At 64.7% G+C, this 26,129-nt stretch carries 26 protein-coding genes; 11 read left to right on the forward strand and 15 right to left on the reverse strand.

Features of this window, described 5'->3' with window-relative positions; translation table 11 throughout:
- Positions 1-25: 25 nt before the first annotated feature.
- Entirely contained in the window at positions 26-2,188 is a 2,163-nt protein-coding gene (locus QA635_RS00955) for a TonB-dependent siderophore receptor (protein WP_482151235.1), read from the reverse strand.
- Positions 2,189-2,739: 551 nt separating this feature from the next.
- Between QA635_RS00955 and QA635_RS00960 the strand changes: the two genes are divergently transcribed.
- The 3 genes from QA635_RS00960 to QA635_RS00970 all read left to right on the forward strand — a co-directional run bounded on the left by QA635_RS00960 (position 2,740) and on the right by QA635_RS00970 (position 7,296).
- Complete coding sequence (locus QA635_RS00960; protein ID WP_283066263.1) at positions 2,740-4,290, forward strand: YifB family Mg chelatase-like AAA ATPase; 1,551 nt, start codon at positions 2,740-2,742, stop codon at positions 4,288-4,290.
- Positions 4,291-4,421: 131 nt separating this feature from the next.
- Positions 4,422-4,943: a hypothetical protein gene (locus QA635_RS00965; protein ID WP_283066265.1), complete on the forward strand. Its 522-nt coding sequence runs from the start codon at positions 4,422-4,424 to the stop codon at positions 4,941-4,943.
- Positions 4,944-5,046: 103 nt separating this feature from the next.
- Complete coding sequence (locus tag QA635_RS00970; RefSeq protein ID WP_283066267.1) at positions 5,047-7,296, forward strand: PAS domain-containing hybrid sensor histidine kinase/response regulator; 2,250 nt, start codon at positions 5,047-5,049, stop codon at positions 7,294-7,296.
- A 170-nt stretch (positions 7,297-7,466) separates the two neighbouring features.
- On the opposite strand, the gene coaA is transcribed toward QA635_RS00970, so the two are convergent.
- The 7 genes from coaA to hisB form a co-directional block, all read right to left on the reverse strand.
- A complete protein-coding gene (gene coaA / locus QA635_RS00975; RefSeq protein WP_026192056.1) occupies positions 7,467-8,423 on the reverse strand; it encodes a type I pantothenate kinase in 957 nt (318 codons plus the stop codon).
- 35 nt (positions 8,424-8,458) lie between these two features.
- A complete protein-coding gene (locus QA635_RS00980; protein ID WP_283066268.1) occupies positions 8,459-8,782 on the reverse strand; it encodes a phosphoribosyl-ATP diphosphatase in 324 nt (107 codons plus the stop codon).
- A 150-nt stretch (positions 8,783-8,932) separates the two neighbouring features.
- The gene (hisF, locus tag QA635_RS00985) at positions 8,933-9,709 is read right to left on the reverse strand and encodes an imidazole glycerol phosphate synthase subunit HisF (protein ID WP_283066270.1); all 777 of its coding nucleotides are present in this window, start codon (positions 9,707-9,709) and stop codon (positions 8,933-8,935) included.
- Between the two features lie 9 nt (positions 9,710-9,718).
- A complete protein-coding gene (hisA, locus tag QA635_RS00990; protein WP_283066271.1) occupies positions 9,719-10,447 on the reverse strand; it encodes a 1-(5-phosphoribosyl)-5-[(5-phosphoribosylamino)methylideneamino]imidazole-4-carboxamide isomerase in 729 nt (242 codons plus the stop codon).
- Entirely contained in the window at positions 10,444-11,094 is a 651-nt protein-coding gene (gene hisH / locus QA635_RS00995; protein WP_028341984.1) for an imidazole glycerol phosphate synthase subunit HisH, read from the reverse strand. Before hisH ends, hisA begins: the two co-directional genes overlap by 4 nt.
- A complete protein-coding gene (locus tag QA635_RS01000; RefSeq protein ID WP_283066274.1) occupies positions 11,091-11,621 on the reverse strand; it encodes a DUF2628 domain-containing protein in 531 nt (176 codons plus the stop codon). Before QA635_RS01000 ends, hisH begins: the two co-directional genes overlap by 4 nt.
- An 86-nt stretch (positions 11,622-11,707) precedes the next feature.
- Positions 11,708-12,301 carry an imidazoleglycerol-phosphate dehydratase HisB gene (gene hisB / locus QA635_RS01005; protein WP_016841476.1) on the reverse strand — a complete coding sequence of 198 codons (594 nt, stop codon included), beginning with the start codon at positions 12,299-12,301 and terminating at the stop codon, positions 11,708-11,710.
- Positions 12,302-12,483: 182 nt separating this feature from the next.
- On the opposite strand from hisB, the gene hslV reads away from it, so the two are divergent.
- The 5 genes from hslV to QA635_RS01030 all read left to right on the forward strand — a co-directional run bounded on the left by hslV (position 12,484) and on the right by QA635_RS01030 (position 16,774).
- On the forward strand, positions 12,484-13,041 hold the full coding sequence (gene hslV, locus QA635_RS01010) for an ATP-dependent protease subunit HslV (RefSeq protein ID WP_057020343.1): 558 nt from the start codon (positions 12,484-12,486) through the stop codon (positions 13,039-13,041).
- Positions 13,042-13,043: 2 nt separating this feature from the next.
- Positions 13,044-13,529: a GNAT family N-acetyltransferase gene (locus tag QA635_RS01015; protein ID WP_283066276.1), complete on the forward strand. Its 486-nt coding sequence runs from the start codon at positions 13,044-13,046 to the stop codon at positions 13,527-13,529.
- Positions 13,526-14,122, forward strand: coding sequence for a DUF2585 domain-containing protein (locus QA635_RS01020; protein WP_225642444.1), 597 nt, complete (start codon positions 13,526-13,528; stop codon positions 14,120-14,122). Before QA635_RS01015 ends, QA635_RS01020 begins: the two co-directional genes overlap by 4 nt.
- A 61-nt stretch (positions 14,123-14,183) precedes the next feature.
- Positions 14,184-15,488, forward strand: a complete 1,305-nt coding sequence (gene hslU, locus QA635_RS01025; protein WP_057020340.1) for an ATP-dependent protease ATPase subunit HslU — start codon at positions 14,184-14,186, stop codon at positions 15,486-15,488.
- A 161-nt stretch (positions 15,489-15,649) separates the two neighbouring features.
- Positions 15,650-16,774 (forward strand): hypothetical protein, encoded by a 1,125-nt coding sequence (locus tag QA635_RS01030; RefSeq protein WP_283066279.1) that lies wholly within the window; start codon positions 15,650-15,652, stop codon positions 16,772-16,774.
- 18 nt (positions 16,775-16,792) lie between these two features.
- On the opposite strand, the gene QA635_RS01035 is transcribed toward QA635_RS01030, so the two are convergent.
- From QA635_RS01035 to QA635_RS01045, 3 genes are all read right to left on the reverse strand, one after another.
- A complete protein-coding gene (locus QA635_RS01035; RefSeq protein WP_283066280.1) occupies positions 16,793-17,383 on the reverse strand; it encodes a Smr/MutS family protein in 591 nt (196 codons plus the stop codon).
- Positions 17,380-18,825 (reverse strand): murein transglycosylase A, encoded by a 1,446-nt coding sequence (gene mltA / locus QA635_RS01040; protein WP_425249224.1) that lies wholly within the window; start codon positions 18,823-18,825, stop codon positions 17,380-17,382. The genes QA635_RS01035 and mltA overlap by 4 nt, the downstream gene beginning before the upstream one ends.
- Positions 18,826-18,973: 148 nt before the next feature.
- Positions 18,974-19,678 carry a Tim44/TimA family putative adaptor protein gene (locus QA635_RS01045; protein WP_283066281.1) on the reverse strand — a complete coding sequence of 235 codons (705 nt, stop codon included), beginning with the start codon at positions 19,676-19,678 and terminating at the stop codon, positions 18,974-18,976.
- Between the two features lie 411 nt (positions 19,679-20,089).
- Here QA635_RS01045 and secB point away from each other — a divergent pair, with 411 nt between their 5' ends.
- Positions 20,090-20,578 (forward strand): protein-export chaperone SecB, encoded by a 489-nt coding sequence (secB, locus tag QA635_RS01050; RefSeq protein ID WP_069279084.1) that lies wholly within the window; start codon positions 20,090-20,092, stop codon positions 20,576-20,578.
- 167 nt (positions 20,579-20,745) lie between these two features.
- On the opposite strand, the gene dnaQ is transcribed toward secB, so the two are convergent.
- The 4 genes from dnaQ to QA635_RS01070 are packed head-to-tail and all read right to left on the reverse strand — an operon-like array spanning position 20,746 to position 23,603.
- Entirely contained in the window at positions 20,746-21,471 is a 726-nt protein-coding gene (gene dnaQ, locus QA635_RS01055) for a DNA polymerase III subunit epsilon (protein ID WP_050383510.1), read from the reverse strand.
- A 30-nt stretch (positions 21,472-21,501) separates the two neighbouring features.
- Positions 21,502-22,101, reverse strand: a complete 600-nt coding sequence (coaE, locus tag QA635_RS01060; RefSeq protein ID WP_057020333.1) for a dephospho-CoA kinase — start codon at positions 22,099-22,101, stop codon at positions 21,502-21,504.
- 46 nt (positions 22,102-22,147) lie between these two features.
- Positions 22,148-22,756 carry a Maf family protein gene (locus tag QA635_RS01065; protein ID WP_283066282.1) on the reverse strand — a complete coding sequence of 203 codons (609 nt, stop codon included), beginning with the start codon at positions 22,754-22,756 and terminating at the stop codon, positions 22,148-22,150.
- A 10-nt stretch (positions 22,757-22,766) separates the two neighbouring features.
- Complete coding sequence (locus tag QA635_RS01070; protein ID WP_283066283.1) at positions 22,767-23,603, reverse strand: pyruvate, water dikinase regulatory protein; 837 nt, start codon at positions 23,601-23,603, stop codon at positions 22,767-22,769.
- A 473-nt stretch (positions 23,604-24,076) separates the two neighbouring features.
- Here QA635_RS01070 and hemJ point away from each other — a divergent pair, with 473 nt between their 5' ends.
- Both hemJ and rho read left to right on the forward strand, forming a co-directional pair.
- Entirely contained in the window at positions 24,077-24,499 is a 423-nt protein-coding gene (gene hemJ, locus QA635_RS01075; RefSeq protein WP_028335809.1) for a protoporphyrinogen oxidase HemJ, read from the forward strand.
- A gap of 252 nt (positions 24,500-24,751) precedes the next feature.
- A complete protein-coding gene (gene rho, locus QA635_RS01080; protein ID WP_021078151.1) occupies positions 24,752-26,017 on the forward strand; it encodes a transcription termination factor Rho in 1,266 nt (421 codons plus the stop codon).
- Positions 26,018-26,129: the final 112 nt, after the last annotated feature.

Raw genomic sequence — 26,129 nt, forward strand, 5'->3', positions numbered from 1 at the left:
GGGATTTCAGCAAGTTGTGGGGTGATCACCAGCGATAGGTCAGCTTCGCGATCGCCTTGCGGCCCTCCGCGTAGAAGCAGCTGGTGTTGCCGTAGCAGGCTGCCACGTAGCGCGTATCGGCGAGGTTGGTGACGTTGAGCGAGAGGCGATAATTGTCCCTGGTATAGGCGACGAGCGCATCGACGACCGTCGACGCCGGCACCTTGAAGGTGTTGGCGTCGTCACCGAACGTCGATCCGACATAGCGGACGCCGGCCCCGAACTGGACGCCGGCGAGCGGACCGCCCTGAACGGTGTAATCGCCCCACAGCGAGAAACGGTTGAGCGGCACCGTGGTCGGCGCCTTGCCGACATTGACGGGATCCTTGGTGACTTCAGCGTCGACATAGGCGTAGCCGCCGCGGATGTTGACGCCCTCGACCAGCGTCGCGGTGCCTTCGAGCTCGACGCCGCGCGACCTGACTTCGCCGGTCTGCTCGGCGAAATAGAACGGCGGGGCGTAGGTGACGACGTTGGACCGGGTCAGGTCGAAGGCGGCCAGCGTGATCAGTGCATTGATGCCGACCGGCTGGTACTTGACGCCGACTTCGTACTGCACGCCGGACTCCGGCTTCAGCAGATCGCCGGCGGCGTTGATGCTCAGCACCGGCAGGAATGATTCCGAATAGCTGAAATAGGGCGCTACGCCATTGTCGAAATTGTACATCACGGCGGCGCGGCCGGTGAATGCCGAGGCGTCGGTCGAGGTCGACGTTTTCGCGAGATTGTTGTCGAGGTCGGTGGTGACGAAATCCTGCCGCCCGCCAAGCATGAACGACAGCCGGCCGAGCCGGATCTGGTCCTGCAGATAGAGGCCGGCCTGCGACTGCTTGATGCCGGTGTCGTCATACGGTCCGTTGTTGGTCCAGCTGTTGGTATAGACCGGCGCAAAGACGTTGAGCTTGCCGGTGCTGTAGCTCGAGGCCATGTCGCGGAACGAGGTGTTGCGGTAATCGACGCCGAACAGCGTCGTGTGGCTCAGCATGCCGGTGACGAACTTGCCCTGCAGCTGGTTGTCGACCGTGAAGGAATCGATCGTCGAGCTGCCGCCGGCGCCGCCGCGCGACAGCAGGCCCGCGGCCTCGTCGGCCGCCGATGCATAGCCGGTGCCGTAGAAGCTCTTCTGCTCGTTGTGCATCCACGAATAACGCAGGTTCTGGCGGAAGGTCAGCGCCTCGTTGAAGTCGTGCGACAGCATGTAGCCGACAGAGGATTGCTCGGTGTCGAACTGGTTGAAGCCGGGCTCGCCGACGAAGCGCGTGTTCGGAATGTAGCGACCGTTATTGGCCCAGACGGTGCCGGACGGCGGCAGGAATTGCAGGCCCCAGCCGGTGCGTTCCTTCTGGTAGTTCGCGAGGAAGGTGATCGTGGTGTCCTCGTTCGGCTTCACGGTGACGGCGGGCGCGATGAAGACGCGATTGTCCTTGGTGTAGTCGACCTGGGTCTCGCCATCGCGCGCGACGCCGGTCAGGCGCCACAGCACGGTTCCTTCCTTGTTGGCGCGGCCGCCGATGTCGAACTCGCCCTGATAACGGTTGAAGCTGCCGCCCGACAGCGACACTTCCCCGAACTCGCGCGCGGTCGGCAGCTTGCTGACATAGTTGAGGATGCCGCCGGTGCCGCTGCCGCCGAACATCGCCGACGATGGCCCCTTCAGGACCTCGAGGCGCTCGGCCCCGTACGGATCGAGCCCGAGGAAGTGCACATAGTTGCTGCTCGGCAGCCGCAGGCCGTCGAGATAGAGGCCCGGCATCGTCATGTCGAAGCCGCGGATCTGCAGGCCGCCGAAGCGGGTGTCCGAGCCGCCATTCACGTCGCCGCTGACGCCAGCGGTGTAGCGCAATGCCGCGCCCACCGATTCCGCACCCTGGTTCCTGATCTGGTCCGTCGTGACGACCGAGATCGATTGCGGGATTTCGATCAGCGGCGTGTCGGTCTTGGTCGCCGTGCCCGAACGTGTGGCAACGAACCCGACCACCGGACCGCCGGCTCGCTCGCTGGCGCCGGCACCCGATAGTGCCGCCGCTGGCGGCGTCGCCTGCTGGGATCGAGCCACGCGGTTGGCGCGGCTCGCGCGTGCGGCCACCGGACGACGAACCGGTTTTGCATTCGCAGTGATCGCGCGCTGCTGGGGGGCGTCCACGCTCACCGGCGGCAGTTCCGATTGTGCGTCGGCGCGTTCGGTCGTGACTCCTGCGGCAAGGACGGCGGCGGTACATAGACCGATCGTTCGCAGCGCTGGATGTTGACGGGTGGAATGCGAAGCAAGTCGATCGATCACGCGAAGGCGCCCCTGATGTCAGCCTGGATGGATTTGTGATCCGGCTCTACAGCGCGGGGCTCGCGAGTACAGACCTCGGCAGTTGGAATAGATCGAGACTGCGCGCGCGATCAGCGTGCGATCGCTGAAACAGCAAGGAAATCGACGACACGCTGCGACAATAAGCGCGCGATGCTCGTCGTGCTGGAATGATTCTTGAAAATGATTCCTGCAGTTGTCGACGATGCGAGCTGTGTTCGATCGCGCGAGGCGCGCGTCATCGCGCGCGACGCCTGACGCTTCCGCGCCGGCGGAAGCGGATGCGCCGCGCGGTGAATTGGTACCGGGCGACCAGCCCTCGGCGCCGTGAACGTTCTTGTAATGTTCTTGCACTTGCCGCCCGGTTCCGCTACCTTTGATTGCGGAAGAATAGGGGCAGCATGGTCCAGCGCGTTTCCACCGTCGCATTCGAGGGGATCGAGGCCCGCGCGGTCGACGTGCAGGTGCAGGTCGCGCCGGGATTGCCCGCGTTCGCGATCGTCGGCCTGCCCGACAAGGCGGTGTCGGAAGCCCGCGAACGCGTGCGTTCGGCGCTGATCGCCTCCGGCCTCGCGCTTCCCGCGCGCCGCATCACCGTCAACCTCGCACCCGCCGACCTGCCCAAGGAGGGCAGCCATTACGACCTGCCGATCGCGCTCGGCCTGATGGCGGCGATCGGCGCGATCCCGCCGGATGCGCTGAACGGCTTCACCGTGCTCGGCGAGCTCGGGCTCGACGGCTCGCTCGCAGCCGTTGCGGGCGTGCTGCCCGCGGCAATCGGCGCCAATTCGCGCGACGAGGGATTGATCTGCCCGGCCGCCTGCGGCTCGGAAGCCGCCTGGGCCAGTCCGGACATCCAGATCATCGCGGCACATTCGCTGATCCAGATCGCCAACCACTTCAAGGGCACGCAGGTGCTGTCGCGGCCGCAGCCGAAGGTGCAAGACCAGAACGACGCGCGCGAGGAAACGCTTCTGGACCTGCGCGACATCAAGGGCCAGGAGAGCGCGAAACGCGCGCTCGAGATCGCCGCCGCCGGCGGTCATCATCTGTTGATGATCGGATCGCCCGGCGCCGGCAAATCGATGCTGGCGGCGCGACTGCCCTCGATCCTGCCGCCGCTGTCGCCGTCGGAGCTGCTCGAAGTCTCGATGATCGCCTCGGTTGCCGGCGAGATCCGCGACGGCGCCTTGACCGCGCGACGCCCGTTCCGCAGCCCGCATCATTCCGCCAGCATGGCGGCGCTGACCGGCGGCGGCATGCGCGCCAAGCCGGGCGAGATTTCGCTCGCGCATCAAGGCGTGCTGTTCCTCGACGAATTGCCGGAGTTCGATCCGCGCGTGCTGGATTCGCTGCGCCAGCCGCTGGAGAACGGCGAGGTATCGGTGAGCCGGGCCAACCACCGCGTCACCTATCCGGCGCGCTTCATGCTGGTTGCGGCGATGAACCCGTGCCGTTGCGGCCATGCCTATGAGCCCGGCTATTCCTGCAAGCGCGGCCGGCTCGACCGCTGCACCGCCGACTACCAGATGCGGATCTCCGGCCCGCTGATGGATCGCATCGACCTGCGGATCGAGGTGCCCGCCGTGACCGCGGCGGATCTGATCCTGCCGCCGCCGGCGGAAGGATCGGCCGAGGTCGCCGCCCGCGTCGCGGCCGCGCGCGACATCCAGCTCGCGCGCTATGCGGCAGCCGGCATGCCGCATGTCCGCACCAATGCGGAAGCGCCGAGCTCGCTGCTCGAGACCATCGCGCAGCCCGACGCCCATGGACAGAAGCTGCTCCGCGAGGCCGCCGACAACATGCACCTCACCGCGCGCGGCTATCACCGCGTGCTGCGCGTGGCGCGCACGCTTGCCGATCTCGACGGCGCCGAGACGATCGGCCGGCTACATCTCGCCGAAGCGCTGTCCTATCGTGCATTGGCCGACGATTTGCGCCGCGCGGCGTGATCCGAATCGAAGCCCTGTCCCGATTCGCGCCGCATTGCCCCGCGTCAACGCGGCGGTAACGAGTTTTGTTTACGCTCCGCAAACCATAAGCACCGCGATCGGCGGCATGCTTGGGTCGAGCGAGTTGTGTCATGTTGCGTTTGAAGATTTTGACCTCGGTGGTTCCCCTTGCCGTGGCCGCGGTCCTTGCCCGCGCCGAATTCCTGCCGGGCCCGCGGCCCTGCATCGAGGTGGGCGGCGCCACGATGCAGATCGCATCGATCCCCTGGCTGGCGCAGCTTCACGTCAGCTTCACTGACGACCCCAGCCAAGCCACCGTCCGGGTCCAGATCGCCGACAGCGCCGACGCCGCCGACTTCACCGTGATCGACGACATCGACGATGCCGAGGCCGGCGCCTGCGAGCGCAGCGCGGCGGCGCAGCTGATCGGGATTTCCGGCGATGCCTCGGCAACCGGCCCCGTCATCTATCTGACGCATGATGACGGTCCGTCCGACTACCGTGTCTTCGTGCAGTCGAAGACGTTCTCGGTGCGGGATGCCGCGGCCTTGATCGTCAGCGCCCGCGGCGGACACCACCGCCTCGAAGCCGCATCGCCCGCACCTGACACGCGCGTCCCGAACCGGGTCATGGCGGAGTTAACCCCCCGCTAACCCTGTTCTGAGGGCAGCGCGAAATGGCCACCAATTTCAAGCACTTTGCAAGCTGGCCGACGCATCGTCAGCGCCAGATCAAGCTGTTTCAGGGTCACCATTGATGGGGCGTTTCTTCCGGATCAAGTTGCGCCTTCGCCGCTTTCTCCGGCGCCATTCCTGGGTCGCGACGATCGTGCGCTCGTTCACGATCTTCTCCGTCGCGTTCGGCAGCGCCTTCGGGTTCATTTCGGGCGCGCTCTCGCAACAGAGCGGCTACGATCCCAATGCATTCGCGATCGGGGTCAGCTTCCTGTTCGCGATCGCCTGCCTCTGGATCGTGACGCTCGGCATCCGCCTGCGGCTGATGCGCAAGCGGCTCCGCACCATCGCCATGCACAATGAAGCGATGGCCGACCGCAACTGGGAACTGCAGGAGGCCGAGCAGCGCGCATCCACCCTGTTCGAGGCGCAGGACGATCTGATCGTGCTGCGCGACCTCGACGGGCTCATCACCTATGCCAACGACGCCTATTGCGAGCTGGCGCAGAAGCCCCGCGGCGAATTGATCGGCGGCACCGCAACGCTGAAGGTGCTTGAACAAGGCGACACCGCGCTCGAATCCAACGGCACACGGGTCTACGACCAGAAGATCGAGGGACCGCTCGGGCCGCGCTGGATCGCCTGGCGTGAGGGCCTCGTGCGCAACGATGCCGGCGCGCCGGCGGAAATGCAGAGCGTCGGCCGCGACGTCACCGACCGCACCGAGAGCGAGCACGCGCTCGCCGAAGCGCGCGATCAGGCCGACGCCGCCAACCGCGCCAAGTCGCGCTTCCTTGCGATGGCGAGCCACGAGATCCGCACGCCGCTCAACGGAATCATCGGCATGAGTGGATTGCTGATGGATACGCAGCTGACGTTGGAGCAGATGACCTACGTCAAGGCGGTCAAGACATCGGGCGACGCGCTGCTCGCGCTGATCGAGGAGCTGCTCGATTATTCCAAGATCGAAGCCGGCAAGATCGATCTCGAACAGCGCGTGTTCGCGCTGTCCGGCCTGATCGAGGACATCACCGAGCTGCTGGCGCCGCGCGCGCAGACCAAGGGCATCGAGATCGCCGCCTATGTCGACGAACGGCTGCCGATGCAGGTGACCGGCGACGCCGCGCGGCTGCGTCAGGTGCTGCTCAATCTCGCCGGCAACGCCATCAAGTTCACCGCGACCGGTGGCGTGGCGCTGATCGTCGAGCCCGGCATCTGGCCGAACGAGATCAGCTTCCTGGTCCGCGACACCGGCATCGGCATCGCGCCGGAAGCGCAGCAGCGCATCTTCCGGGAGTTCGAGCAGGCCGACGACCGGATCGCGCGCAGCTATGGCGGCACCGGCCTCGGCCTTTCGATCAGCGACCGCATCGTCAAGCGGATGGGCGGCCGCATCACGCTCGCAAGCACGCCGGGCGCAGGCTCGACCTTCGAGGTGTCGATCCCGCTCGTCGCGGCCGATACCGGCGAGGTCAACGGCTTCGCCGCGCCCGACTTGACGGCACAGTCGATCATGCTGGTGGCGCCGCACAGCATCGAGGTCTCGCTGATCTCGCGGCGGTTGCAGCGTTGGGGTGCGCAGACCTGCATCGTGTCGGATGCCGGTGTCGCCGAGGCGTTGCTGCCGGAGCGGAGCTGGCACGCGGTGCTGATCGACCACACGCTCGGCACGCCGGCGATGGAGGCGTTTGCCGACGCCGCCCGCCTCCATGCAACCCATCGCATCGTGATGTTCACGCCGGCGACGCGGCAGGACCTTTCGGCCTCCGAGTCAGCCATGTTCACCGGCTACCTGGTGAAGCCATTGCGCGCGTCGTCGCTCGCCGCGCGCCTGACCGCATCGCCGGAAATCGCTGCGCCGAGCCTCGCGATCGAGGCGGCCGCCGAGTCCGCGCCCGCTGCGCTTGCATCGGCGCTGCCGGACAAGGGGCTCTCGATCCTGGTCGCCGAGGACAATGAGATCAACGCGCTGTTGATGCGCTCGCTGCTCGCCCGGCTCGGCCACAACGTGGTCATCACCACCAATGGCGAGCAGGCGATGGAGTCCTGGCTGTCGGCGACCTCAGCCGGCACGCCCTATGATCTCGTGCTGATGGATATCCAGATGCCGCGCCTCAACGGCATCGAGACCACCAAGCAGATCCGCGCCCATGAAGCGGCGCAATCCGTCCGCCGGACCCCGATCCTGGCACTGACGGCAAATACGCTGGTGGAGGACCGCTATGCCTGCTTCGAAGCCGGCATGGACGGTTTTCTGATCAAGCCGCTCGACCGCGAGAAGCTGGAAGAAGCGCTCGCGGGCCTCGCCGCCGCGCGGCACATCGCAGCGTAGCAGCCACTAACCCCGCGTCGTCCCTGCGCAAGCAGGGACCCATAACCACCGAACCTGGTTTTGTATCCTACTGCGGCCGCAGCCCTGCAAATTACAGACAGCTGTGGTTATGGGTCCCCGCGTTCGCGGGGACGACAACAGTGGATGTGGCGGACTTAATCCAGCAACGGCTACAGCCGGCGCAGCGCGACCGACTGCACCACGTGGTCGGCGCCCTTCTTCAGGATCAGCGTCGCGCGCGGGCGGGTCGGCAGGATGTTGTCCTCGAGATTGGCGAGGTTGGTGCGCTCCCAGATCGCGATCGCGGTCGCCGTTGCTTCCTCGTCCGACAGCGGCGCGTAGCGGTGGAAGTAGGACCTCGGATCGGTGAACGCGGTGTCGCGCAGCGCCAGGAAGCGCTTGATGTACCACTCCCGCAGCACGGCCTCGTCGGCGTCGATATAGACCGAGAAGTCGAAGAAGTCGGAGACGAACGGCACCGCCTTGCCGTCGCGCGGCAGCCGCCCGGTCTGCAGCACGTTGACGCCCTCGACGATCAGGATGTCGGGCTGGTCGATCTCGACCCATTTGTTCGGCACGATGTCGTAGGTCAGATGCGAATAGACCGGCGCGCGCACGCGGCGTCGTCCGGCCTTGATGTCGCTGAGGAACGACAGCAGCGTCGGCAGGTCGTAGCTTTCCGGGAAGCCCTTCTTCTGCATGATGCCCTGCCGCTCGAGCACGGCATTCGGAAACAGGAAACCGTCGGTCGTGATCAGGTCGACCTTCGGCCGCGGCGACCAGCGCGCCAGCAGCGCCTGCAGCACGCGTGCCGTGGTCGACTTGCCGACCGCGACGGATCCGGCGACGCCGACGATGTAGGGCATCTTGCGGTCGCGGATGTTGAGGAACTGGCGCTGCGAGTAATACAGCCGCTGCGTCGCATCGACATAGATCGAGAGCAGCCGCGACAGCGGCAGGTAGATGTCCTCGACCTCCTGCAAATCGAGGCGATCGTGCATCGAACGCAGGCGATCGAACTCGCCGGGCTCGAGCGTCATCGGCGTGTCGTCACGCAGATGCGACCATTGCTGGCGCGTGAAGATGCGGTAGGGGTTGTACTGTTGATCTGGTGCCCGGATGTCCATGAGGCCGCCCCTCTCGATGCGCTCGATCATTTGCGCTAGTCGCGCTTGCGCGACGCCTTCTCTTCCAGTCCCGACATCGAGGTGCGCTTCTCCAGCGCGGCCTCGACATCCTCCAGCTTCACGCCGCGGGATTTCAACAGAACCAGCAGGTGAAACACGAGATCGGCACTTTCCGCGATGAGGTGATCGCGGTCATTCTCGACCGCGGCGATCACGGTCTCGACCGCTTCCTCGCCCAATTTCTTGGCGCAATGCTCCGCGCCCTTGTCGAGCAGCTTGCGGGTGTAGGACGCCTCACCGCCCGATGCAGCGCGGGCGTCGATGGTGGCGGCCAGATCGTGGAGCGTGAAACGCGACATCAACTCAACTCAAGCATGCACAGCGGCACCGCACGGTTGCCACCCCTTAGGTGGGGACTTAGCATTTTTGTGACAAGGAGTCCCAGCTCTCCCTGTTTGAGCGTGGTCTTCACGGAAAACCGGATTCCACTTTTCCTGACCACGCTCACGCTAGGGATCGAGCCGCATCGGCAGGCCGGCGCGCACCATGTGATCCTTGGCCTCGCGGATGGTGAATTCCCCGAAGTGGAAGATCGACGCGGCCAGCACGCCGGTGGCGTGACCCTCGCGGACGCCGTCGACCAGGTGGTCGAGATTGCCGACACCACCGGAAGCGATGACCGGTACGGGGACACTGTCCGCGATCGCCCGGGTCAGCGGTAGGTCAAAACCCTGCCTGGTGCCGTCCCGGTCCATCGAGGTCAGCAGGATTTCGCCGGCGCCGAGCGCGACGACCTCCTGGGCGTATTCGATGGCGTCGATCCCGGTGGCATTCCGTCCACCATGGGTGAAGATCTCCCAGCGGTCCGAGCCGCCGGCGCGCTTGACCCGCTTGGCGTCGATCGCGACCACGATGCATTGCTCGCCGTATTTCTCGGCCGCTTCCTTGACGAATTCGCGCCGGCTGACTGCCGCCGAATTGATCGAGACCTTGTCGGCGCCAGACCGCAGCAGGGTCTTGATGTCGTCGACGGTGCGGACGCCGCCGCCCACGGTCAGCGGCATGAAGCAGGCTTCCGCCGTCCGCCGCACCACATCCAGCATGATGCCGCGGTTTTCGTGGGTGGCGGTGATGTCGAGGAAGGTGAGCTCGTCGGCGCCGGCGGCGTCATAGGCGATCGCGGCTTCGACCGGGTCGCCGGCGTCGCGCAGATCGACGAAGTTGACGCCCTTGACCACGCGCCCGTCCTTGACGTCGAGACAGGGGATCACGCGAACCTTGAACATGATCTCCTCCTACGCGCCGCGGATCAGCTGAAGGGCAGCGGCCGGATCGAGCCGTCCGTCATAGAGCGCGCGGCCGACGATCGCGCCGGCGAGCTTTTTGGCGCGCGGCTCCAGCAGCGCCTTGACGTCGTCGATCGAGGCAAAGCCGCCGGAGGCGATCGCCGGAATCGAGATGCGGTCGGCAAGCGCAATGGTCGCATCGAGATTGAGGCCCTTGAGCAGGCCGTCGCGGGCGATGTCGGTGAAGATGATCGCGGCGACGCCGGCATCCTCGAAGCGCTGCGCGATCTCGAGCGCGGTCACATGCGAGGTCTCGGCCCAGCCTTCGACCGCCACCTTGCCGTCGCGCGCATCGAGGCCCACGGCGACACGGCCGGGGAATGTCTTCGCCGCGCCCTTCACCAGCTCGGGATCGCGCACCGCGGCGGTGCCGATGATGACGCGCGTGATGCCCTTGTCGAGCCAGGCCTCGATGGTCTTGAGGTCGCGGATGCCGCCGCCGAGCTGCACCGGCATGGTGACGGCCTTCAGCATCGCCTCCACCGCATGCGCATTCATCGGCTTGCCGGCGAAGGCGCCGTCAAGATCGACGACGTGGAGATATTCGAAGCCCTGCGCGGCAAAGCTCGCCGCCTGCGCCGCCGGATCGAGATTGAACACGGTGGCGCGCGCCATGTCGCCCTGCTCCAGGCGTACGCACTGGCCGTTCTTCAGATCAATCGCTGGAAAGAGAATCACGGCTTCCACTTCAAGAAATTGGCGATCAAAGCGAGGCCGAAGCGCTGGCTCTTCTCGGGGTGAAACTGGGTGCCGATCGCGGTGTCCTTGCCGACGATCGCGGTCACCGGCCCGCCATAGTCGGCGCGCGCGAGCACGTCCGCCTCATTGGCGGCGTTGAGGTGATAGGAGTGCACGAAATAGGCGTGACGTCCCTTCGGCCCGAGCGGCAGCCGCTCCAGCACCGGATGCTCGCGCACCATGTCGAGCGTATTCCAGCCCATATGCGGGACCTTCAGGCTCTCGTCGCGCGGCTCGATCTTCTCGACATCGCCGCCGATCCAGTTGAAGCCCTCGGTGATCACGTGCTCCTTGCCGCGCGTCGCCATCAGCTGCATGCCGACGCAGATGCCGAAGAACGGCCGCGCCTTGACCCGCACCGCCTCGGTGAGCGCTTCCAGCATGCCGTCGACCGCGTCGACGCCGCGGCGGCAATCGGCGAACGCGCCGACACCGGGCAGCACGATGCGATCGGCGCGATACACCGCGTCGGGATCGCGCGTCACCTTGATGGCTTGCGGATCCTCCATGCTGCGCGCGGCGCGCTCAAAGGCCTTGGCCGCCGAATGCAGATTGCCGGAGCCGTAATCGATGATTGCAACGGTCATCGCGATCCTCCTGGCTCTGGAAACAATCCGATGATGCCGCCCTGCGGCATCGACGGGGGTTTTGAGAATGACTGACCCGGAACGTCGCGGGTTGGCGGCGGCCCGCCGCGATCGACCGAGCGCTGATCGTTGACGGCGCCGCGATGCCGCGCGGTCCAGCGCGCGAAGAAACGGCGCTCGGCGGCCTCCGCATCGTCGCCCACGACGATATCGATCTGGCGCCACCTGCGCCGCGACAGCGTCCAGCGCTGCAGGGTCGCGGCCTCGAGGCCAAGCAACACCATCAGCACCAGGTCGACGAAGAAGATCGCGCTACGGCCGACGCCAAGCTTGGCCAGCGCGTAATCGATCACGAAAGTAAGAACGAACCAGCCGATCAGCGCCAGCCAGAGCCGATGCCAGGCCAGCCAGATCACGCCCGCAACCGCGGCCCAGAAATGGAAGCCGTCGCGCACGAAGACGAACTTGTCGGTCGCCGCGAGATCGGCGCCGTTGGCCACGGGGGCATGCACTGTATAGACCGGCATCGAACGCTCCGCCGAGGATGGACTCTTAGTTAAAGCATGATCCTTCGGAAAACCGGCATCCGCTTTTCCGGATCATGCTCCAGAGATCAGCCGCCGAGCTGACCCTTGGTCGAGGGCACTTCGCCCTGGGCACGCGGATCGATCGCAATTGCCGTCCGCAGCGCCCTCGCCAGACCCTTGAAACAGGATTCGGCGATATGATGGCTGTTCTCGCCATATAGGGTCTCGACGTGCAGAGTCACGCCGGCGTTCATCGCGAAGGCGTTGAACCATTCGCGCACCAGCTCGGTGTCGAACTCACCGATCTTGTCGCGCGGGAATTCGGCCTTGAACACCAGCACCGGGCGGCCGGAGATGTCGATAACGACGCGCGACAGCGTCTCGTCCATCGGCATGTGGATCGAGGCGTAGCGGGTGATGCCGGCCATGTTGCCGAGCGCCTGCTTCACGGCCTGCCCGAGCGCGATCCCGACGTCTTCGGTGGTGTGGTGGTAATCGACATGGAGATCGCCATCCGCCTTCACCGTGATGTCGATGCGCGAATGCCGGGCCAGGAGGTCGAGCATATGGTCGAAGAAGCCGATCCCGGTCGAAACCGTGGATACGCCTGCTCCGTCGAGGTTGACCGTCACCTCGATGTCGGTCTCCTTGGTCTTGCGCTTGATGGTTGCGGTGCGCATGAAAATTGAGCTTTCCCGTGCCGAAAACGCCGGTCTTTTAACAGGCTGATGTCACCTTCGCTACTGCGGGATGACCTCGAAACGTCCCAACTTGGGGCCATGGTGACCGGAATTCGTTGCTAAATCCCCCGATTGTAACCCCCTGCCCGACCGCCTAAATCTGCCCGGAAGAGAGGTAACCTATGCAAGCATCCCCAAATGAGCTGCCGGTCTGGCATGGCACCACGATCTGCACGGTCCGCAAGGGCGGCAAGGTGGTGATTGGCGGCGACGGGCAGGTCTCGATCGGCCAGACCGTGATCAAGGCCAATGCCAAGAAGGTCCGCCGGATCGGCAAGGGCGACGTGATCGGCGGCTTTGCCGGCGCCACCGCCGACGCCTTCACCCTGTTCGAGCGGCTGGAAAGCAAGCTGGAGCAATATCCGGGGCAACTGACCCGGGCGGCCGTCGAGCTCGCCAAGGACTGGCGGACCGACCGCTACCTGCGCCGGCTGGAGGCCATGATGATCGTGGCCGACAAGGACGTTTCCCTGGTGCTGACCGGCACCGGCGACGTTTTGGAGCCCGAATCCGGGGTCATGGCGATCGGTTCCGGCGGCAATTACGCCCTCGCCGCGGCCCGCGCGCTGGTCGATACCGACAAGGACGCCGAGACCATCGTCCGCCGCGCGCTGGATATCGCCGCTGATATCTGCGTCTACACCAACCGGAACGTGACGATCGAGACGATCGGCGGCTGAGCATGGCCCGCCCCTATCATTTCCGCCCGATGACGCCGGCCGACCTGCCGCAGATCAAGCAGTGGCTGGCGTTGCCGCATGTGCGGGAATGGGGGGGGGATCCGGCCGAGCAATATGCGCTGGTCAGCGGCGACCTCGACGAGCCGGCCATGGACCAGTTCATCGTCGCAACCGACGGGTCCGATTTGGGCTACATCCAGTGCTACGACCTGACGGCGTGGAGTTCCGGCTTCGGCGCCCAGCCCGAGGGCACGCGCGGGATCGACCTCTTCATCGGCGAGCCCAGCATGATGGCAGGTGGCCACGGCTCGGCACTGATCCGCGCCTTTGTCGATGACCGCCTGGCGCAGGGCGCGCCACGCATCGTCACCGATCCCGATCCGGCCAATGCGCGCGCGATCCGCGCCTATGAGAAGGCGGGTTTTCAGAAGGTGGGTATGGTCGATACGCCGGACGGACCGGCGCAGCTGATGGCGCGCGACGCATGACGATCGCGCACAAGCCCATCACCGGCGTTTCAGCGTGGCATTGGCTGGCGATCGCGGCAGCACTTCTCGTGCTGCAGGCGGCGCTGCTTTATGCGATGGGCCGTCTGCCGATCTGTGCCTGCGGCTACGTCAAGCTCTGGCATGGCTCGGTTCAGAGCTCGGAGAACTCGCAGCACATCGCCGATTGGTACACGCTGTCGCATGTGCTGCATGGCCTGCTGTTCTACGGTCTGACCTTCCTCCTGCTGCCGCGCCTCGCCTGGCCCGGGCGGCTGATTGTCGCGATGCTGATCGAAGGCAGCTGGGAGCTCGTCGAAAACTCCAACTGGATCATCGAGCGCTACCGCGCCGGCACGATCTCGCTGGACTATTACGGCGACACCATCGTCAATTCGGTGTCGGACACCCTTGCGATGGTTGTCGGCTTCCTGCTGGCGCGCAAGCTGCCGATCGCGGCGACCGTCGCGCTCGGCGTGTTGTTCGAAACCGTGCTGCTGCTTCACATTCGCGACAATCTGACACTGAACATCATCATGCTGATCCACCCGTTCGAGGCGATCAGGCAGTGGCAGGCCGGGCCGCCGATTCTTTAGAGGACGATGCCTTGGAAGACTGCCGCTTGCCGAGACCGCGATTCCAACCTAGCTAGAGCCAATGACTCACTTCTCTCCCCGTGAAATCGTTTCTGAACTCGACCGCTTCATCGTCGGCCAGACCGACGCCAAGCGCGCCGTCTCGATCGCGCTGCGCAACCGCTGGCGGCGGCTGCAGCTCGCCGGTTCCCTGCGCGAGGAGGTTCTGCCCAAGAACATCCTGATGATCGGGCCGACCGGCGTCGGCAAGACCGAGATCGCGCGGCGGCTGGCCAAGCTCGCCGGCGCGCCGTTCCTCAAGGTCGAGGCCACCAAGTTCACCGAGGTCGGCTATGTCGGCCGCGACGTCGAGCAGATCGTCCGCGACCTCGTCGAGGTCGCGATCGCGCAGACCCGCGAGCGCAAGCGCAAGGACGTTCAGGCCCGCGCCCAGCTTGCCGCCGAGGAACGCGTGCTGGACGCGCTGGTCGGCCCGGGATCGAGCCCGGCGACGCGCGAGTCGTTCCGCAAGAAGCTGCGCGCCGGCGAGCTCAACGACAAGGAAATCGAGATCGAGACGCAGTCGGGCGGCAGCGGCATGCCGATGTTTGAGATCCCCGGCATGCCCGGCGCCCAGATGGGCGCGATCTCGCTCGGCGACATCTTCGGCAAGATGGGCGGACGCAGCAAGACCCGCCGCCTGACGGTGGAAGGCTCGCACGAAATCCTCGTCAACGAGGAATCCGACAAGCTGCTCGACACCGATCAGCTGGTGCAGGAGGCGATCAACGCGGTCGAGAACAACGGCATCGTGTTCCTCGACGAGATCGACAAGATCTGCGTGCGCGAGAACCGCGCCGGCGGCGACGTCTCCCGCGAAGGCGTGCAGCGCGACCTGCTGCCGCTGATCGAGGGCACCACGGTCTCGACCAAGCACGGCGCCGTCAAGACCGACCACATCCTGTTCATCGCCTCGGGTGCGTTCCATATCGCCAAGCCGTCGGACCTTTTGCCGGAGCTGCAGGGCCGCCTGCCGATCCGCGTCGAGCTGCAGGCGCTGACCCGCGACGACATGCGCCGAATCCTGACCGAGCCGGAGGCGTCGCTGATCAAGCAATATGTCGCGCTGATGAAGACCGAGGGCGTCACGCTCGACATCACCGACAACGCCATCGACGCGCTGGCCGATGTCGCCGTGGCGGTGAATTCCACGGTCGAGAACATCGGCGCAAGGCGGCTGCAGACCGTGATGGAGCGGGTGCTGGACGAGATCTCCTTCACCGCGCCCGATCGCCACGGCGAGACCATCCAGGTCGACGCCGACTACGTCACCAAGCATGTCGGCGACCTCGCCAAGAACACCGACCTGAGCCGGTTTATTTTGTAGGCGGCCCCGCTAAGATCGTCGTCCCTGCGAAAGCAGGGACCCACAACTCCGCAGCTCGAAGTGACCAAGACTCGGGCCGACATTCCCCTTAGAACTGCCTTCGGTGGTTATGGGTCCCGGGTCGCGCTTCGCTTGCCCGGGACGACGAGAGTGGGCGATCTATGAATCTGCGGGTGTGGCAAAACCCCTGGCGCCTGATGCTGGCCGTCAATGCGGCCGTGCTGGTCGGCGTGTTCCTGCACAAGATCGCGCTGCCGCCCTTCGTTCCCTACATCCATCTGCTGGTCGACTATCATTACGGCTTCACCAAGCGCGCGCTGGTCGGGGCGATCGTGTCGCTGTTCACCGACAAGGTGTCCGTCTGGCTGGTGTTTGCGCTGGCCGGCGCGATCTGGCTGGTGACGCTCGGGCTGTTCATCAAACTGTTCCACCGCACATTCGGCCTCAACGACGCGCATTGGCCGTTGTTCGTCTTCATCGCGGGCTCGCCGTTCTTCCTGAAGAACTTCATGCACACGCTCGGCCATTTCGACATCTATGGCTGTGCGCTGACGATCGTGCTGCTGCTGATCCCGGCGCACTCTGTGATGTATGTGCTGATTGCCGCGCTGTTCTCGATCCTGCTGATCCTGGTCCATCACATCTTCGTCTTGATGTATGTGCCGACCATCGCGGCGATCGTGGTGCTGCGCTTCTACCTGGTGCAAGGCGTGACGCCGCGGAACGCCGTCTTCGGCATCGCGGCGCTCGCCGCGGTCGGCATCCTGTTTCTTGTCGCGCAGTTCGCCGGCACGGTCGACGTGCCCTATGACGAATTCATCCGTCATCTGCAGAGCCGGATGGCCGATCCGTCACGCACCGACCTGCTTCAGTTCGGCTACATCTGGTACCAGCCGCTGTCGAAGGAGTTCGCCGACACCTGGGCGCGCATGCCATCGAACATCCTCGGCGTTCCGGTGTTTGCGCTGCTGATCTGGCTGCATGCGCCGCTTTGGCGCTATTTCGCGCGGCTGATTGGCGCGCTCGCGAGCGACCTGCATCGCCGGATCGTGCTCGGCGCGCTCGTCATGATCAGCGCCGGCTATTTCGTGATGTTCGTGACCGTGTTCGACTATTCGCGTTGGATCTCGAACTGGGCGGTCTGCATGTTCCTGATGCTGCATGCCACCAGGATGCTGCCGGCGTCGAAGGACGTGACGGCGATCCCGGCCGACGACAGAAAGGCGACGATATCAGGCTGGTTCGTGACGCTGATCCCGCGCGTCGGGATCGTCAGGCCGTTCTAACATTTTCGTTGATCATGCTCAGCGCGCGCGCCGGACACGCACGTAAAGCGCGCCCTCGCCGCCATGGCCGATATGCGCTTCCTCGAAGCCGACGACCAGCGAGCGGAACTCCGGCAGGCTGAGCCATTCCGGAACCTGGCGGCGCAGCACGCCGCGTTCGGAATCGAGCCCGCCGACCTTGCCCTTGCCGGTGATGACGAGCACGAAAGTGAGCCCATCGCTGTGCGCGCGCTGCAGGAAGGTGAACAGCACGCGATGCGCGCGCAGCTGGGTCATACCGTGCAGATCGAGCCGCGCATCGATCTCCTGCCGGCCGCGCGAGAGCTTTGCACGTTCGCGACGGCCGATCGGCGCCAGCGGCGGCACGTGCGGGCGTTGCGCCGGCGCGGCCTTGACCGCTGTCGCCGGCTTGACCGGGATGGGTTTGGCAATCGCGTGATGGGTGGCCTGATCAGAGGCGGCGGCGTGGGCCTTCGCGGCGGCGGGCCGCTTGCGCAGTGGCTTGACCTGCTTTGCCACGCTCTCCCAGAGCGCACGCTCCTCTTCGCTCAGCGCGCGCTTGCGCCGCGACGGAGCGGACAGATCGGGAATCGGCGCGGGTCGTTTCATTGATCGCGGTAATGGCGATAGCGCCGGAAGCGCCGCTTCTCCGGTTGCGGAATATCTGGCCGGGCGACCGGCAACGGCACCGGTTCTGCCACAGGTGCGGCCTGCGCGACAGGGGTGGTTGCTGCCGGCGCTGCGGGCGCGACATCCTTCGCGGCCGGGTTCTTGGCGGCGTTGTTGCCAGGGTCTTTCGCCGCGCTTTTGGCCATGCCGGCGGTCGGCACATCCGCAGCCTTCGCCGCCGGCTTGTCCTTCGGCGGCTCGGTCTGCGGAAACAGCTTTGCGATCTTGCCCGAGGGCCGCTCGTCCGGAACCGGCAGCTTGTGGCCGCGCGCGACGGGGTCGAGACCCCTCGGCACGAGCATGACGAACTGCATGTTGTGCCGCAGCCGGCCCGAGACCTTTCCGGCCTCCGCACCGGCGCCGAAATAAAGATCGGCGCGCGCCGGGCCGACGATCGCAGAGCCAGTGTCCTGCGCGATCATCAGCCGGTGGAACGGCGTCTTCGACTGTTCGGATTCGATCGGCAGCTCGCCGGCGATGAAGAACGGCGTGCCGTAGACATGCAGCGCCTTGTCAACCGCGATCGAGCGGCCCGGCGTCAGCGGCACGCCCTGCGCGCCGACGGCCTCGTCCTTGTCGGACAGCGGCACCTCGCGGAAGAAGACAAAGGAGCGGTTCTGCCGGCGCAGGTCCTTGGCGCCGTCAGGGTTCTGCTCCATCCATTCCCTGATCTTCTGCATCGACATCTGATCCTTCGGGATGATGCCGCGGTCGATCAGGACGCGTCCGACCGGCGTATAGGGATAACCATTATGCGCGTCGTAATTGATGCGCAGGGTGGTGCCGTCCTCGAGCTTGATCCGCGCCGAGCCCTGGATCTGCGCGAACAGGAGATCGGTCTGGCTCTTCAGCCAGCAGATCTCGAGCCCGCGACCGGCGATCGCGCCGTCCTCGATCTGGCCGCGGTCGTAATAGGGCACGAGCTTGCGGCGGCCGATCTTGCGATACACCGCGCCGCCATTGGGCAGGCCGACCGAATTCTGCGTCTTGCCGCGCACGAACAGGTTGGACGGACGGCGATAGACCGGCACGTTGTAGACGTCGGTCTGGGTCCGCGATCCATCGAGCACCGGCTCGTAGTAACCGGTGACGAAGCCGGCGTCCTCGCCGAGCCGCGAGATGCGCAACGGCACGAAATTCTGCTCGAAGAAGTCCTTCGCCTTGACGCCGTCGCTCAGCGTGAGCCCCTTGGCGATCCGGCAGGGGTCGCGCAGCGAGCTTCCAAGCGCTTTCGAATCGGCAGGCGCGCCCTGCTGGGCCGCGATCGGCTTGCAGCTGGTACGAAACGCCTGGTAGGCCGCGAGATGATCGTCGGCGCTCCAGCCGGCGACGTTGGACCAGGCGAGCGGCTCATACTGGCTGCCGCTGACCTGCAGCGGCATTTCCAGATTGGGATAGGGGATCGGGTGGCTATGCTCGTGTCGCGGCGGAGGGTGCCGGCTTGATCTGTAGCGCGCGGCGATCGCTGCGGTGGAGCACAGCACCGCGAGCGCGCAGCACGCGACCGCGAGCCGCCCGTAGCTGAGATGCTTAGTGAGCGCTTCCAGTGCCAACCAGCTTCCAATTCGGATCGCGGGAAGTCGAGTCGCGGGCGAATGTCCAGATATCGGTGATGTCGGCGACCTTGTCCGGGCTGCCGTCGACGATGGTGCCGGCCTTGTCGCGCGTGACCGAGATCATCTGCGACACGAAGCGGACGGTGAGCTGGGTCGAGCGGTCGCGCGTCTCCGCGCTGACGATCTCGGCCTTGTCGATCGAGACGAACCGCGTCTCGGTCTTCTGCTCGTGCTTCTCGCGATCCTTGATCGCGGTCTCGAAGCTTTCATAGACCTCGGTCGACAGCAGGTCGCGTAGCGCGCGGCGATCGCCATTGGCGAACGCCAGCACGATCATTTCATAGGCCGAGCGGGCACCTGAGAGGAAATGCCGCGGATCGAACGAGGAATCCTGGACGGCCACCGCGTCGAGACCCTGCGCCAGCGCCGTGCCGGGCTCGGCGATGCCCTTCCAGCGTTCCGTGGGCTCGACCGGCTCGGCGGGCGCCGCCGAGGCCGGCTGGTCGATTACCGATCCCGGGATCGGAACGACGTTGTTGTCCTGACCGCGCTGCACGACGTTGGGCGCGGCGCGATCATAAGGCGGCCGCTCGCTTCCCGTGCGCTGTCCGAGAACGCTGCGCAGGCGCAGGAAGATAAACACGGCCAGCGCCAGGAAGATGATGGTGTAAATATCCACGTCGAATCCGCTTTCTGGTCTCTGCCGGCAACGGGCCGGCCGTCAAAGCGTTCCCGGTCGGGAACAGCAGAGATCACATCACCGATAGAGTCCGAAGATGTAGGCACGAAACTATGCCCGGCCAATGGCGCTTTTTGGCACGGGCAGTGTAGCGCGTTTTGACCCCCGGGGGAAACCGTTCCTTTTCAGGAAATCGCGCATCTTCAATAATTTAGGAAGCTGTTAAGAGATTGGGCAGGCTCGCGCGCGCTGTCCTTTGCCGGGAGAATTTGCCGCCGGCCCGCCCTTTCGTCGTCCTTGTGGACCGAGCCGGGCCTATGATAGCCACTCGCCCGGCATCGGCATTCCCAACACCTTAACGCGTGCCGTCGGACATTCTGTCCATCGAGCGCTGCTCCAGGAGACATTTTCATGACCAATGGCAACGGCGCCCCCGTCGAACAACCCGCTCCCCAGCTCAACGTACTGGCGCAGTACACCAAGGACCTGTCGTTCGAGAACCCGAATGCGCCAGCCTCGCTTGGCCAGCAGCAACAGCAGCCGGCGATCAACATCCAGATCAACGTCTCCGCCAATAACCTGTCGGAGAACGAGTACGAGGTGATCCTCTCGATCGAGGGCAAGGCCGAGACCGCAGGCAAGGTAATGTTCAGCTTCGACCTCGCCTATGCCGGCGTCTTCCGGATCGTGAATGTGCCGAAGGAGAACCTGCACCCGCTGGTCATGATCGAGTGCCCGCGGCTGCTGTTCCCGTTCGCACGCGAGATCGTCGCGACCGCCGTCCGCGACGGCGGCTTCCCGCCCTTGTTGCTCGACCCCGTCGATTTCCTCGGTCTCTACCGCCAGAACATGGAGCGGCAGGCGGCCGCCCAAGCTGCTCCCGGCGTCAAGCCGAGCTGAGTTCTAAACTCGAGAAAATGTAACACGCGCGGAAGTGTGATCCGTCATCCTGAGGAGCCCGCGCTTGCGGGCGTCTCGAAGGATCGACGGCCCGACTGCGGCCGCGCATCCTTCGAGGCTCGCTCCGCTCGCGCCTCAGGATGACGGGGATAGAGCGCAATAGGGGCTCAAGCCGCCGGTGCTGCAGCAGGCGCTGGCGGCGGCAGGTAATCGTTCCAGATCGGCTTGTCGCCGAGCGTGGCAATGAAGGCCCTGTGGGCCTCTCGATCGGCGTCACTGACCCGCGCGAGCAGCGGGGTTTCGCGCTGCCGCCGCGGCGTGTCACCACTATGGCCGCCCGCGCGCGCATCCGACGTTTCCGATGCCAGGATCAGCTGCGACTGCCGCGCGCCGATCAGGTCGATATAGACCTCGGCCAGCAGCTCGGCGTCGAGCAAGGCGCCGTGCTTGGTGCGGCGGGAATTGTCGATCTGATAACGCGAGCAGAGATCGTCGAGCCGGTTCGACACGCCGGGATGCTTGCGCCGTGCTAGCAGCAGCGTATCGACCAGCTGGTCCTTCGGGATCGCCTTCCGCTTGATGCGGTCGAGCTCGGCGTTGATGAAGCTGATGTCGAACGACGCGTTGTGGATCACCAGCGGCGTATCGCCGATGAAGGCCAGGAACTCGTCGACCACTTCAGTGAACAGCGGCTTGGACGCCAGGAACTCGGTCGACAGCCCGTGCACGGCGAACGCTTCCGCCGGCATGTCGCGCTCGGGATTGATGTAGACGTGGTAGGTCTGTCCGGTCGGCATGCGGTTGAAAATCTCGACGCAGCCGATCTCCACCAGCCGGTCGCCGCGCAGCGGATCGAGGCCAGTGGTTTCGGTATCGAGAACGATTTCGCGCATGACGTGATGGAATCCGAAAAGGCGGGCGAATCAGGCGCGCCGCTTCGGCATCTTAACAACCTCGGCCAGAATGTCGCGGATACGCGCCCGCACCGGATCGAGTCCGTGCGAGGTATCCACTATGAAATCCGCGCGTTTGCGCTTCTCGGCGTCCGGCATCTGCTTGGCGATGATGGCGTCGAGCTTGGCCGCATCCATGGTGCCGCGGGCCAACACCCGCTCGCGTTGCAGTTCCGGCGACGTGGTGACGACAACGACGGCATCGACACGCTTCTCGCCGCCGGTTTCGAACAATAGCGGCACGTCGACAACGACGATCGGGTTACCGGCGGCTTCCGCATCGGCGAAGAATTTCTGGCGCGACGCGCCGAGCATCGGATGCACGATCTGCTCGAGCTGCTTCATCGCAGCAGGATCGTGCACCACGCGCGCCGACAGTTTCGCGCGATCTACCTTGCCGCCGGCGGTGGTGCCGGGAAACGCGGCCTCGATCGCCGGCGCGGCTTCACCTTCGTAGAGCTGATGCACGGCCGCATCGGCGTCATAGACCGGCACGCCGGCCTCCATGAACAGTTTGGCCGTGGTGGATTTCCCCATCCCGATCGAGCCGGTCAGTCCAACAATCAGCATCGCATCAACATCGGTTCAGCATCTCCTGTCGCCACGCCTCCGCGCCTCACACCGCGAGCAGTTTCTCGCCGCGCAGGAACGCCAGCAGCGACAATAGCGGCAGGCCGAGGATGGTGAAATGGTCACCTTCGATCCGCTCGAACAGATGCACGCCGAGGCCCTCGAGCTGGTAGGCACCGACGCTGGTCGTCACCGCCTCCCCGGCATGGTCGAGATAGCTCTCGATCTCGCCGGCAGCGAGCCGCCGCATCGTCATGCGGGCCACGCTCACATCGCCGAACAGGACCTTTCCATCGCGTGCGACCGAGACGGCGGAATGCAGCTCATGGGTCTGTCCGGCGAGCAGGCCGAGCTGCTCGGCAGCCTGCGTGCGGCCGGCGGGTTTGCTGAACATCCGTTGTCCCAGCGCCAGCGTCTGGTCGGCGCCGACGACATATTGACCGGACCTCTGCCTGGACACGAACAACGCCTTCTCGCGCGCCAGGAGCGACGCGATCTCGCCCGGCGCCGAAAGGCCGGAATTCTTCTGCACCGCGCGTTCGTCGATGTCGGCCGGCAGCGCCTCGAAATCGAGGCCGGCATTTTCAAGCAGCATCTTTCGCGCGCGGCTCTGCGACGCGAGGATCAGCTTCTGTGGGCCGCACCAGATGCTCATGACGTGAGAATCATTCCGACGGCCGCGCGCGCTGGCGGTCGTTGAAGAGTTTCATCACCGCGGCCGCGGTCTCCTCGATCGAACGCCGTGTGACGTCGAGCAGCGCCCAGTTGAATTTCGCGCTGAGGCGCCGGGCAAAGGCGACCTCGTCGGCTACCGACTGCTTGTCGATGTAGGTGTCATTGTCGCGGTCGCCCATCGTGAGCAGGCGGTTCTGCCGGACCTGGATCAGGCGCTCGGGCGTCGCATGCAGACTGACCACCAGCGGCCTCTTCAGGGTCTCGAGCTGGTGCGGCAGCGGGATGCCCGGCACCAGCGGCACATTCGCCGTTCGGATGCCGCGGTTGGCGAGATAGATCGAGGTCGGTGTCTTCGAGGTACGCGATACCCCGACCAGCACGACATCGGCCTCCTCGAGGCCTTCGACATGCTGACCATCGTCATGCATCATCGTGTAGTTCAGCGCATCGATGCGGCGGAAATATTCCGCGTTCAGCACGTGCTGCGCGCCGACGCGCCCGGTCGTCGCGGCACCCAGATACGCCTCGAACAACTGCATCACCGGCCCGATGATCGACAGGCTCGGAACGTTGATCTCCTTGCACTTGCCCTCGAGCCGGCCGACCAGATCCTTCTCCAGCAGCGTGAACAGGACGATGCCGGGCGATTCCTCGATCTCGTCGAGCACGCGATCGAGCTGCTTCTGGCTGCGCACCAGGGGATAGACATGCTCGACCGCGGTCACATTGGCGTATTGCGCGGCGACCGCGCGCGCCACGGTGATCAGCGTCTCGCCGGTCGAGTCCGACACCAGATGCAAATGGAAGTAGTTGGAGGTCGTCGGCACTAGAGCCCCTGTCTATCCTGTGAATCCCTGTGGAGGTCGAGGAGAAGAATCCGGGCCCATGGCCAGGCCCCTGTATATCTCGCCCCCTTCTTCACAGTACGTCGCAAAAGGATAAGTCGACGTCATGGCGGGGATGATAGTGAAGCAGTGTGGATTTGTCTCTTCATAAGCTGGCCATAGAGGCGCACAACCAATTGAGTCCTGCGACAGATTCCGGATATCCGCCGCCGCCGACCGGAATGTTGAGGGATGTGAACAAGCGCGCAGCAACCGCTGGACCGGATTGCATGAGTCAAATTCACTGCCATTAAGACTCAAACCTTAGATTCTAAAATTAATTAGGTTTAGGAGAGCCGTGTGTGCGGATATGTATCCGTCCCTCGCCGGCGAAGCCTTGCGCGCAACGCTGAGCCCTCCCGAACTGTTCCCCGAAAGGCATCACTGCGATGTTCGACTGGATCAACGCCCTGCCGATCTATGCCTGGGTCAAGGCCCTGCACATCGTCGCCGTGATCTCGTGGATGGCCGGCATGCTCTATCTGCCGCGGCTGTTCGTCTATCATTGCGAGGCCGAGGTCGGCTCCAGGCAGTCCGAGACCTTCAAGGTCATGGAGCGGCGGCTTTTGAAGGGGATCATCAACCCCGCGATGATCGTGACCTGGCTGGCCGGGCTTTTCCTGGTCTGGGCCGGACACTGGTACCTATCCGGCTGGTTTCACGTCAAATTTGCGCTGGTGCTCGCCATGTCGGGTATCCACGGCTTTTTGTCCCGCTGCGTGAAGGATTTCGCTGCCGACCGGAATCAACGAACCCAGAAATTCTATCGTATTATCAACGAGGTGCCGACGGTTCTGATGATCCTGATCGTGATCATGGTGGTGGTGAAGCCGTTCTAGACATCACGATGGTCAAGACGCATGCTTCAGTCCTTCTTGCGAAGGACGAATCGATTTTCTATATAGGATTTATCCCACCCCACGCAGGCGGATGTGGTCGCGTTCCGGTTCTTTTCGGACCGGCGCCGCATCAGGTTTGAAAGCCCAAACGGCACTTTCCTGGCTGAGACCTGCGGACCTTCCTTTGGCGTCCGCTTTTTCCAGAGCCACCTCGCACCCCTTCCCTACCTACTTCCTCACAGGACGACCCCAATGCGGGAAATCAAACTCCAGGACCTCAAATCGAAAACGCCGGCCGAGCTCGTCTCGTTTGCGGAAGAGAATGGGGTCGAGAATGCCAGCACCATGCGCAAGCAGGAGCTGATGTTCGCAATTCTCAAGCAGCTCGCGATCGCCGAGACCGACATTATCGGTGAGGGCGTTGTCGAGGTGCTGTCCGACGGCTTCGGTTTCCTTCGTTCGCCCGACGCGAACTACCTGCCCGGCCCCGACGACATCTACGTTTCGCCGTCGCAGATCCGCCGTTTCGGCCTGCGCACCGGCGACACGATCGAAGGCCATATCCGCAGCCCGAAGGAAGGCGAACGCTATTTCGCGCTGCTGAAAGTCAACACGCTCAATTTCGAAGATCCGGAAAAGTCGAAGCACAAGGTCAATTTCGACAACCTCACGCCGCTGTTTCCCAATCAGCGTTTCCGCATGGAGCTCGAGGATTCCACCAAGAAGGACCTTTCCGCCCGCGTGATCGATATCGTCGCGCCGATCGGCAAGGGCCAGCGCGCGCTGATCGTGGCGCCGCCGCGCACCGGCAAAACGGTGCTGATGCAGAACATCGCGCACTCCATCACCGCCAATCATCCCGACTGCTATCTGATCGTGCTTCTGATCGACGAGCGTCCGGAAGAAGTCACGGACATGCAGCGCTCGGTGAAGGGCGAGGTGGTGTCGTCGACCTTCGACGAGCCTGCGGTGCGTCACGTCCAGGTCGCCGAGATGGTGATCGAGAAGGCCAAGCGCCTCGTCGAGCACGGCCGCGACGTCGTGATCCTGCTCGATTCGATCACGCGCCTCGGCCGCGCCTACAACACCGTCGTGCCGTCATCCGGCAAGGTGCTGACCGGCGGTGTCGACGCCAACGCGCTGCAGCGTCCGAAGCGCTTCTTCGGCGCCGCGCGCAACATCGAGGAGGGCGGTTCGCTGACTATCATCGCGACCGCGCTGGTCGATACCGGCAGCCGCATGGACGAAGTCATCTTCGAAGAGTTCAAGGGCACCGGTAACTCCGAACTGATCCTCGACCGCAAGGTTTCGGACAAGCGGACCTTCCCGGCGATCGATATTGCCCGTTCCGGCACCCGCAAGGAGGAGCTGATCACCGATCCGCAGGTGCTCAAGAAAATGTACGTCCTGCGCCGCATCCTCAATCCGATGGGCACCATGGACGCCATCGACTTCCTGCTCGACAAGCTCCGGAATACGAAGAGCAACTCGGAATTCTTCGATTCCATGAACACCTAAGGCCACGGCCGAAAAGAACAGGGCGCTCCGCACAAACGGGGCGCCTTTTTTCATGCTGCCGATTTGCTGCAGCGAAGTGCAGCATAAAAGGAGCGGCCCCCGCACTGATTTT

This window comes from Bradyrhizobium brasilense (assembly GCF_029714345.1).
Classification (GTDB): domain Bacteria; phylum Pseudomonadota; class Alphaproteobacteria; order Rhizobiales; family Xanthobacteraceae; genus Bradyrhizobium; species Bradyrhizobium australafricanum.

What these genes read in the sequence shown, in the direction of transcription:
- QA635_RS00960 (WP_283066263.1), top strand. Translation starts at nt 2,740, where the DNA reads ATGGTCCAGCGCGTTTCCACCGTCGCATTCGAGGGGATCGAGGCCCGC.
- mltA (WP_425249224.1), bottom strand. Translation starts at nt 18,825, where the DNA reads ATGCCGCTGCAGGTCAGCGGCAGCCAGTATGAGCCGCTCGCCTGGTCC.
- QA635_RS00980 (WP_283066268.1), bottom strand. Translation starts at nt 8,782, where the DNA reads ATGTCGCGTTTCACGCTCCACGATCTGGCCGCCACCATCGACGCCCGC.
- QA635_RS01065 (WP_283066282.1), bottom strand. Translation starts at nt 22,756, where the DNA reads ATGAGCATCTGGTGCGGCCCACAGAAGCTGATCCTCGCGTCGCAGAGC.
- QA635_RS01020 (WP_225642444.1), top strand. Translation starts at nt 13,526, where the DNA reads ATGACGATCGCGCACAAGCCCATCACCGGCGTTTCAGCGTGGCATTGG.
- hslV (WP_057020343.1), top strand. Translation starts at nt 12,484, where the DNA reads ATGCAAGCATCCCCAAATGAGCTGCCGGTCTGGCATGGCACCACGATC.
- hslU (WP_057020340.1), top strand. Translation starts at nt 14,184, where the DNA reads ATGACTCACTTCTCTCCCCGTGAAATCGTTTCTGAACTCGACCGCTTC.
- QA635_RS01000 (WP_283066274.1), bottom strand. Translation starts at nt 11,621, where the DNA reads ATGCCGGTCTATACAGTGCATGCCCCCGTGGCCAACGGCGCCGATCTC.
- QA635_RS01030 (WP_283066279.1), top strand. Translation starts at nt 15,650, where the DNA reads ATGAATCTGCGGGTGTGGCAAAACCCCTGGCGCCTGATGCTGGCCGTC.
- QA635_RS01015 (WP_283066276.1), top strand. Translation starts at nt 13,044, where the DNA reads ATGGCCCGCCCCTATCATTTCCGCCCGATGACGCCGGCCGACCTGCCG.
- coaA (WP_026192056.1), bottom strand. Translation starts at nt 8,423, where the DNA reads ATGGACATCCGGGCACCAGATCAACAGTACAACCCCTACCGCATCTTC.
- coaE (WP_057020333.1), bottom strand. Translation starts at nt 22,101, where the DNA reads ATGCTGATTGTTGGACTGACCGGCTCGATCGGGATGGGGAAATCCACC.
- QA635_RS00965 (WP_283066265.1), top strand. Translation starts at nt 4,422, where the DNA reads ATGTTGCGTTTGAAGATTTTGACCTCGGTGGTTCCCCTTGCCGTGGCC.
- rho (WP_021078151.1), top strand. Translation starts at nt 24,752, where the DNA reads ATGCGGGAAATCAAACTCCAGGACCTCAAATCGAAAACGCCGGCCGAG.
- hisH (WP_028341984.1), bottom strand. Translation starts at nt 11,094, where the DNA reads ATGACCGTTGCAATCATCGATTACGGCTCCGGCAATCTGCATTCGGCG.
- dnaQ (WP_050383510.1), bottom strand. Translation starts at nt 21,471, where the DNA reads ATGCGCGAAATCGTTCTCGATACCGAAACCACTGGCCTCGATCCGCTG.
- hisB (WP_016841476.1), bottom strand. Translation starts at nt 12,301, where the DNA reads ATGCGCACCGCAACCATCAAGCGCAAGACCAAGGAGACCGACATCGAG.
- QA635_RS00970 (WP_283066267.1), top strand. Translation starts at nt 5,047, where the DNA reads ATGGGGCGTTTCTTCCGGATCAAGTTGCGCCTTCGCCGCTTTCTCCGG.
- hisF (WP_283066270.1), bottom strand. Translation starts at nt 9,709, where the DNA reads ATGTTCAAGGTTCGCGTGATCCCCTGTCTCGACGTCAAGGACGGGCGC.
- QA635_RS01035 (WP_283066280.1), bottom strand. Translation starts at nt 17,383, where the DNA reads ATGAAACGACCCGCGCCGATTCCCGATCTGTCCGCTCCGTCGCGGCGC.
- secB (WP_069279084.1), top strand. Translation starts at nt 20,090, where the DNA reads ATGACCAATGGCAACGGCGCCCCCGTCGAACAACCCGCTCCCCAGCTC.